Here is a 7,618-nt window from a genome sequence, read left to right on the forward strand (position 1 = left end):
AGGCTTAATGACAGGGTAGCTGCTCTAGTCCGCAGGATTATTTCCAATAATAGTAAGTGGACGTTTTTTGTCATTTTATACTGTGTTCTTGAACCTCGCTATATCCAAAATTATACTGAATATTGTATAAATTTAGCGAGATGAGGGAGAAAATTGAAAAGAAATTGGAATGAAGAAGAACTATTAGAGCATTTTATGTTATTGCCAAACGAACGTCATTTAGTATTGAGCAAGAAGTCAAACGCAAATCGTTTAGGATTTGCGGTCCTTCTTAAATATTTTCAACAGGAAGCTCGTTTTCCAAATAAGAAACAAGATGTACCCAAAGATATTGTACAGCATCTAGCGAATCAAATAGATGCGTCTATTGAAGATTTTTTCAAGCATTATGGTTGGGGTGGAAAAGAAAGAAGTTATACTGATCATCGGAAAGCAATACGAAATCTTTTTGGGTTTCGAGAACTTACTGCAAAGGATAATGACCTTTTGGTAAAATGGCTTGAAGAACAAGTTCAGTTTACACATGATATTGATGATTTAAAAAATCATGCGTATAACCTATTTCGTAAATGGAAAGTCGAACCTCCTTCTACAGGAAGTTTAATGCGAATGATTCATTCTACCATAGATACTTTTGAGAGAAATATATATCAATCGACTTTTCAGCAGTTATCTTCTAATACTTGTTCTCGATTAGACGCCTTATTGGAAAATCATTTAGATGAGGATTCGGAAGTAAAAGAAACATTTCATGAGGAAATAGAATCTGATATTGCCACTTTTCGGCATCTTTTATCTTCACCACGTAAACCAAGTGTAAGTACCATGGAAACGGAATTGAAAAAATTGTTAGCTATCCGGCATCTAGAAATCCCTCCAAAACTATTTCATCAATTACCACCGAAATTAGAAAAGAAATATCGGCTTCGCGCAGCTACGGAAACGGTAACAGAATTACGTGCGCATCCTGCCCACATTCGGTATACCCTGCTAGCCATCTTATTTTCGCATCAACATGGGGAAGTTATTGATTCTCTTGCAGATATATTGGATGAAATTACGCTTAAGATAAGGAATAAGGCTAAAAATACCACTCGAAAAGAAGCAGTAGAAGAATTTGAAAGAGTGAAAGGGAAAAATAAACATATTATAAATTTATTGAAGGCGACCGTGGATCATCCAGAAGGAGTCATTCAAGATACGCTGTTTCCTATTGTCAACGCTTCTACAATCCGAAATATTATAAAAGAGATGACGAAAAATAATCGTGAATATAACGAAAGAATCTATACTAAGATGCATACCTCTTATCGGGGATACTATCGACAGGCTTTTACTGAAATACTTATGAATCTTACCTTCCGGTCTAACAATCAATCTCATCAACCGGTGGTTGAAGCCATTCAACTCATTCGAGAATACAAAGAAAGTGGCCAACGTTATTTTGCTGCTGGAGATGAAGTTCCAATTGATGGCGTCATTCAGCCTAAATGGAAAGAAGTAATTATCGAAACAGATAGTCAAGGTGTAGAAAGAGTGAATCGGATCAATTATGAAATTGCAGTGATTCAGTCGCTTCGCACCCAACTTCGTTGCAAAGAAATTTGGATTGAAAATGCTGACCGATATCGTAACCCAGATGAAGATCTTCCTCAAGATTTTGAGGAGTTCAAGGAAGAATACTTTGAAGCATTAAAAATACCATTAGATGTGGAGCCTTTTATCAAAGATATTAAACAGTTGATGAAAGATAAACTTCATATGCTTCATCAAGGATTAGAGGATAAAAGTAATGAAAAGGTGGCGATTTCTGCAAAAAATAATAAAGGATGGATTCGAGTTACTCCACTTGATAAGCAACCAGAACCTCCCCATGTGCTAAGAATTAAACAGGAGATTAAGAATCGTTGGACTGACATTAACCTGTTAGATTTACTAAAAGAAACAGACTTTCATACAGGGTTTACCAAACACTTTAAGACTGCAGCTAATCGAGAAATATTAGATCAAGAAACCATCCAGCGCCGTTTGCTTTTTAGCTTATTTGGATTAGGAACAAATACTGGTTTAAAAGCAGTATCTGCTGGAAATCTCCTCGATAATTATCGGGAACTTCGGTATATTCGTCAAAAATTTATACATAAAGACCATTTAAGAAAAGCCAATGCGGAAGTGACCAATCATATTATTCACCATCGACTAAAAGAAGTATGGGGAGAAGCTACCACTGCTTGTGCTTCCGATTCCAAACATATGGGATCTTGGGATCAAAATCTACTGACAGAATGGCATCCTCGCTATAAAAAAAACGGAATCATGATCTATTGGCATACGGATCGAAAATCCGCCTGTATCTATTCTCAGGTTAAGTCTTGTCTTTCTTCCGAAGTAGCTGCGATGATGGAAGGAGTGCTTCGTCACTGTACAGATATGGAAGTTGATCGAAACTATGTCGACACACATGGGCAAAGCGTGGTTGCTTTTGCTTTTAGTCACTTGCTTGGTTTTAAACTAATGCCTCGCTTCAAAAATATCGGTGCTCAAAAATTATATCGACCGGAATCTGGTATGAATGAGGAGTACCCTCATTTACAATCGGTTTTAAGCAAACCCATTAACTGGGACCTTATTCGACAACAGTATGAGCAAATCGTAAAGTTTGCGACTGCCCTACGGTTAGGAACGGCTTCTGCGGAATCCATTTTAAAACGATTTACAAGAGACACCAAACACCCAACTTATTTGGCATTATGTGAGCTAGGAAAAGCGATAAAAACCATTTTCTTATGCGACTATTTACATTCTGAAGAAATTCGAAGAGAAATCCAAGAAGGGTTAAACACGGTGGAGCAGTGGAATTCTGTTACTACCTATATTTTTTATGGGAAAAATAGTGAAATGCGGTCCAATTCATTTGAAGATCAAGAAGTATCGGCGTTATCGCTTCAGTTGCTTCAAAACTGTTTAGTCTATATGAATACCTTAATGGTACAAGAAGTTCTATATGATAACCGCCAATATTGGTTAAAGAAAATGACACCCGAAGATTTTCGAGGTTTAACCCCTCTTTTTTATCATCATGTTAATCCATATGGGATATTTGAGTTAAATATGGACCAGAGAATACCTATTAAATTACATGCAGCTTAAGGGTGTTCTTATCCCAATTTTCGGAAGGATATTTGTTTTGGCATTTAAAAAGTGCTGTTTATGGCAGGATATTTTTTGAATATAAAAAAGCTGAAAATATGCAAGAAATGAATAAAAACTTGCATATTTTCAGCTTTTAATAATTTTGGATATTAAACAAAAGCGCCCTTTAATTGAATAGCCAACCACCAGTAACTTGTAACGCTATTATTGCAACTGCTATAGCAGGACCTACGATAATAACACCAAATAACAATGATTTTTTATTTCGCCCACAATAAAAAGTGGTTTGCCATCCCACAGCTTGCTTAAGAGTGGTAATCGGTTTTATACTTGCTTTTTATAAGTCAAATAACGCATGTATTTTTCTAACGGCCCCTCAATTTGACGACAATCCATGATGTATGCGACTGATAAAGTAACGACCCATATAACGATGCCGAGTAGTACGGAAGTTGTGACATTTAAGAATGCACCTAAATTGAACGCAATTGGAGACAGTAGTATAACAATCAAAACTTCATGTATGACGAAAAATGTTAACGAACGTTTTCCCATTGCTGTGATTGCTTTTACAATTACGCCGCGATATTTAGTGCCCACTCCCAATAATCCAAATAGTGCCGCATAGCCTATACCACCTGCAAAACCAGTGATTATATGAATACCGTATGCTACCCCTGCGATAAAGAAACTAGGAAACCAAACATCATTAATCAGCACTAGTGGTATGGCGCCCACCAGTGAAATTGTTAAACAACCAATCGTTAATTGGTTTAGCAGCTTTATATGATCGTGCGGCTTAATTAATAAGTTTAAATTTCCAAACCAAATCCCCATTAGTACTGAGGGGATAACAGGGAATAAGATATGAGTAAACAATGGAATAATAGGTATAGTAATCAGTCGATCAAGTATTGTATTTGAGTATGTTTCTTGACCAGTTAATTCTACCGGTAATCCGTAGGATTGGTTACTAAATAAGAAACCGCCCCACAAGATTGGTATATAAATGAGACATATGGTTATGGAAATAATCACATATTTCTTAATCTTATTGTTATCCTTTTTCAAGCTAGAAACTAATATGAGTCCAGTAATACCATATGTCATTAATATGTCTTGTCCACCTGCGACACCAGCGAGTATGGCGCCAAACAATATTAAATACCAGCAACGTCTTTTTATAATGCGGTTTGCTTCCTCAGCACCCATTCTTTCGCATTGTTTACGGTAAATCATGACTAGACCATAACCAAACAGTATTGCGAATAATGGACGCGCTCGATTATCTACTATAAATTCCATAAAAAAATTTAAGAAATGATCTATAGGTGTACTGCCAGCTACTTTTGTTATTACACCTGGTTCTATCATGTATAAATACAATGGTATATGTGCAAGTATAATCAAAAAGAGCATGGATCCCCTTGCGATATCTAAAGATATTGCACGTTTCTTTTGAGTTACTTTATCAGTATATAATTCAGCCATAATAATTCTCCTAATTTTATAGGGGTGTGTAGCAACAATAAATTCATTTAAAGTGATGTGTTAATGTGCGCATTCCTTCGTAAGCCATTATCCTCGTCATTAAGTTGTTTTATTTGGGATCAGCATTGTTCTAGTCATTATTTTAAGGTTAACATTAAATACTTGATTAATCTTAAATCTCTCGGACATATTGTTCCTCATTTCGATCTTTCACAACTATCCCTAGCTCATTTAAGTCCATTTTTAAATTTTTTGCTTTTTTATTATCTCCTTCTCTAATTGCATTCCTACGTTCATATAAGATAGCGTTGGCTTTCTCTCCAAATGTATTATATTCTAGAGTCCAAAGAATGAATTCATCTACATATGGATCCTGTTCACTCCAAGGGTATTGATGATACAGGAAGATTTCTCGTATTTTATTCCTCTTAATGTCCGTCTTTTCACTCAAAAGTTCTTGACCTTTTTTACCGGTAATTACGACTGTATTATCTTCCATAAAGATTTCTTTTACCTCAGATTTTCTAATTCTCTTTTCTTTATCATCTTTATTGATCAGTATTTCTTGATCTTTTATGCTCATTTTCAATGCTTCACTATAGATTGTTAGTGATAAAAGAATACCTATAACTCCACCTACGAACATCAAGATAATAGACACCCAAAAAGGGTTGAATGAATCCAAAAGTTCAATGACTTTTGAATCAGAAAAGACAGATATTCTTTTTATGAATTCAAACAACTTCGGGAGGAACCAACCTATCGTTCCTAAAACAACAGGAGATAATACTGCAATCAATTTTTCTAGGAAACCCATACCAATTTTAGATGTATTCCCCATTTATATGTCACCTCCAGCAATATATTTAAAGATAGCTGACTTAAGATTTATAGAGTACTTTGTAATTGTCCTCAAATTTTAGTCTATGGTTATCTCTCATTATTCTTTTCCACCATTAGATATCTGTCTGCTAAATGTTTTAAGTCAAGCACTGTGAAGTGTTCGTATGTGCTTTCAACCTTAGATACATCTTGTTGTTCATATCTATTGTTATCTTCTTTGTTTGGTAAAGTCATTTCATACAAAAATAGACAGCGATGGATTGTTTCATTATTTAATCATTTTTAATATGCTTTTTGTAAGTTTTTCATTATACTCTTCCAGGGTTAGTTTATGCTGAGATGATAACATGGACTCAGATATTGCCCCTCGAATAACAGTTGCAATCACTTGAGGATGAAAATCACTAAATTCCTTAGATTCTTGTCCTTTGTGAAGAATTTCTTGCAATAAACCATTTAATAAATCTTCATCATCATCTTCTATCAGATAATAAGGGACGTTGTCTGGCCTACGGGCATTAAAAACAATTTCGATTAAAGCGATGTTATTTACCTGGTTTGTACCCTGATATGCCAAGCTTGCTTCTATAAAAGCTATCAATTTTTCCGTAGGTGTTTGTTTTTGTTCTACTTTTTCCTTAATAAATGCCCACTCTTGTTGAACCAAATACATCAAGGTATTGTTCATCAAATCTTCCTTACCAGAGAAATGATAAGATATAAGCCCTGTACTTATATTTGCTTTATTTGCTATTTTTGATAGACTCGTGCTGACGTAACCAATTTCTCTTAAGACTTCTATTGCAGCTTTAATGATTTGTTCTCTCCGAGCTTCAGCTATCAAATACTGTTTGTTTTCCATCTAAACATCCACCTTTTTTTGTTGAATGATCTTTTTTTATTTTGAACGTTCAATCAAATTTATTGTAATCACTTTTCAAATTCCTGTCAAGAATGTTTTCAATTGTAATGAACAGAATTCTGTAGCACTTTTATTCATTCCTGTTCATTCCACAATATGGCCCTATTATTCAGTAAGCAAGTTTAACAAAATCTGTATAAATATTGATGCCTATACAACCTTATTTTCCATTTTTTCCCTAAACTACATTTCATTAGTTGCTGGTTCTAGGCCTTATAAAAATTTTAATGTGTCAGAGTCATATCTTCTAAGTTTTGACTCCCGATTTAAAGTCCAGTAAAAATCACGTTGTCACTTTACATTTTATTTTGCGTGTTTTTAACAAGATAATTTGCACATCATTTTACAAACTAGATTTTAGAACAGTTCCAAATGATTTTTCTGTTACTATCAATAGAGTGTACTTAATTGATAGATTGAGTGACTATTGGTTTTACTGTATAATCAAGCTATCATATACACTTGTCTTTTGATTGGAGAATTTGGAGGGAATTTTAATGATTTTTGGATATGCACGTGTTTCTTCTTTTGATCAAAACTTAGATTCTCAAATTGAACAATTGAGGAATGCAAAAGTAGATCAAATTGTTCATGAAAAAATATCTGGAGTACTAGAACAAAAAGAAAAATTAGACCAATTACTGAATCAACTCGTTAAAGGAGATACGTTGGTTGTAACTAGAATGGACCGACTAGGGAGGAATACAAAACAATTACTGGAACTAACGGAAGGATTAGAAAAACGTGGCATTCATTTAGTGATATTGAATTTAGGGATTGATACGAGAACGCCTTCAGGAAAATTTATTTTGACAGTCATGTCCGCTTTTAGTGAGTTAGATCGGACGATGATCAAAGAAAAGCAACAAGCAGGAATTGCTGTTGCGAAAAGAAAAGGTATATATAAAGGAAGAAAGCAAAAATTCAATCTAAAACATGATGGAGTTAAGCATGCAATGGAATTACATGAAACTACAAATAAGACAGTGAAAGAAATATGTAAAATTACGAATATAAGTGAGGCAACGTTTTATCGCAGATGGAGAGAGTATAAAAATTATGTGGGGAGTTAACTGTATTTAGAAAATACATGTCATCTCTGAGGTGATAAAGTGGGTACCCATAATAACGAGCTTGCTTTTTATTGCAACAGTTTACTTTTAATGGAAAAAATCCTGCGGACTAGAGCAGCAACCCTGTCACTAAGCC

General features: G+C 34.6%; 5 protein-coding genes. 2 read left to right on the forward strand and 3 right to left on the reverse strand.

All coding sequences use genetic code 11. The features are described 5' to 3' along the window. The first annotated feature begins 153 nt into the window (after positions 1–153). Positions 154–3,150, forward strand: a complete 2,997-nt coding sequence (locus ACH0BF_RS24795; protein WP_406910502.1) for a Tn3 family transposase — start codon at positions 154–156, stop codon at positions 3,148–3,150. Between the two features lie 327 nt (positions 3,151–3,477). Here ACH0BF_RS24795 and ACH0BF_RS24800 read toward each other — a convergent pair whose 3' ends face one another. The 3 genes from ACH0BF_RS24800 to ACH0BF_RS24810 all read right to left on the reverse strand — a co-directional run bounded on the left by ACH0BF_RS24800 (position 3,478) and on the right by ACH0BF_RS24810 (position 6,349). Continuing rightward, positions 3,478–4,644, reverse strand: a complete 1,167-nt coding sequence (locus ACH0BF_RS24800) for a DUF418 domain-containing protein (protein ID WP_406910503.1) — start codon at positions 4,642–4,644, stop codon at positions 3,478–3,480. 172 nt (positions 4,645–4,816) lie between these two features. Then, positions 4,817–5,485 (reverse strand): YqeB family protein, encoded by a 669-nt coding sequence (locus ACH0BF_RS24805; RefSeq protein ID WP_000528616.1) that lies wholly within the window; start codon positions 5,483–5,485, stop codon positions 4,817–4,819. Positions 5,486–5,755: 270 nt separating this feature from the next. After that, positions 5,756–6,349, reverse strand: a complete 594-nt coding sequence (locus ACH0BF_RS24810) for a TetR/AcrR family transcriptional regulator (protein ID WP_000428687.1) — start codon at positions 6,347–6,349, stop codon at positions 5,756–5,758. A gap of 557 nt (positions 6,350–6,906) precedes the next feature. On the opposite strand from ACH0BF_RS24810, the gene ACH0BF_RS24815 reads away from it, so the two are divergent. Then, positions 6,907–7,482, forward strand: a complete 576-nt coding sequence (locus ACH0BF_RS24815; RefSeq protein ID WP_000576153.1) for a recombinase family protein — start codon at positions 6,907–6,909, stop codon at positions 7,480–7,482. The last annotated feature ends 136 nt before the right edge of the window (positions 7,483–7,618 follow it).

Source organism: Pseudobacillus sp. 179-B 2D1 NHS (assembly GCF_045370945.1).
Lineage (GTDB): Bacteria > Bacillota > Bacilli > Bacillales > Domibacillaceae > Pseudobacillus.

Coding starts and splice junctions, on each gene's coding strand:
- ACH0BF_RS24800 (WP_406910503.1), bottom strand. CDS start 4,644: ATGGCTGAATTATATACTGATAAAGTAACTCAAAAGAAACGTGCAATA.
- ACH0BF_RS24805 (WP_000528616.1), bottom strand. CDS start 5,485: ATGGGGAATACATCTAAAATTGGTATGGGTTTCCTAGAAAAATTGATT.
- ACH0BF_RS24810 (WP_000428687.1), bottom strand. CDS start 6,349: ATGGAAAACAAACAGTATTTGATAGCTGAAGCTCGGAGAGAACAAATC.
- ACH0BF_RS24815 (WP_000576153.1), top strand. CDS start 6,907: ATGATTTTTGGATATGCACGTGTTTCTTCTTTTGATCAAAACTTAGAT.